Annotated in this window: 1 protein-coding gene; it reads left to right on the top strand. The window is 54.4% G+C overall.

Going from position 1 to position 908, the window contains the following annotated elements; translation table 11 throughout:
* Positions 1–85 precede the first annotated feature (85 nt).
* On the top strand, positions 86–808 hold the full coding sequence (locus tag ACOCD2_RS22470) for a hypothetical protein (protein WP_419626165.1): 723 nt from the start codon (positions 86–88) through the stop codon (positions 806–808).
* The last annotated feature ends 100 nt before the right edge of the window (positions 809–908 follow it).

Consider the following 908-nt stretch of genomic DNA (forward strand, 5'->3'; position numbering starts at 1 on the left):
AAGGTGACATGGCTTGCCGAACTTGCATTCCAGGATTTGCTGATAGTCTGTTAAGTATATTCTCTCACCCCGGAGGTGCTTTTCAATGAGCTTTGCCTTGATTTTTCAATCGGTCGAAAAATCGGATGTGACTGGCCATTTTCATTCCACTAACGCGCTGGTCGTTACACGCCACCCCATCTTTATGGCTGATGATGGTCGGGCGCACAGTTTGGGGACAGGGATGCAGGTTTGTCAGGATGACCTCAATGCCATGCGCCAGATGCTTGGGATGGATATTCCCAGCTACGGCGGCTGGTTGGGTGATGACCTGCTCTATCTGAGTGAATCCCTGATGGTATGGCATGTGCCCGGCCAGTTGCGCCCCATGTACTTCAAGCCCCCAGGCCAAAAGCGCAGTCAACAGTATCTTGTGCGCTGGCCCCACCTCATCATGCAGTACCACACCCAAAAGGATTTCCGCATCGCGGCGTATGCCGCCCAAGGCAAGCCCTGCCCAAGTACGCGCCTGTACCATGCGCCGTTGATGAACGTGTATGACAACACAACGATCTGCCTCGGTTCCGCCAATGGCGGCGACGGGCTGACGGCGCAGGCTCGTGCTATTTGGAATGAAGCCATCTTCGATTCCAATTTTTCACACAAAAACCACGACCGCCTGATCCGCCTGAAATCCACGGTTAAAGAAAAAGACATCAACCGGGCTTACCTGCGGTTCATCCGCGACAAGGCGGCAACAGGCAAACCTTTCTATGCCAAGGACATGACCCCCCTTGGTAAAACCCTCGACGAATGGATTGTGACATGAAATACCTGCTTCCTGATTCTCTGATGAACCCCCCTGAACCCCTGTCCGTCACCGTCCTCGGGGCGGGCGGCACCGGCGGTGAAGTGTTGAACCTGCTGGT

The sequence above is a fragment of the Thiolapillus sp. genome (genome assembly GCF_048562965.1).
GTDB classification, from domain to species: Bacteria; Pseudomonadota; Gammaproteobacteria; order Chromatiales; family Chromatiaceae; genus Thiolapillus; species Thiolapillus brandeum_A.

Excerpts from the sequence above, each read along its gene's own strand:
- ACOCD2_RS22470 (WP_419626165.1), top strand. The coding sequence starts at position 86 with ATGAGCTTTGCCTTGATTTTTCAATCGGTCGAAAAATCGGATGTGACT.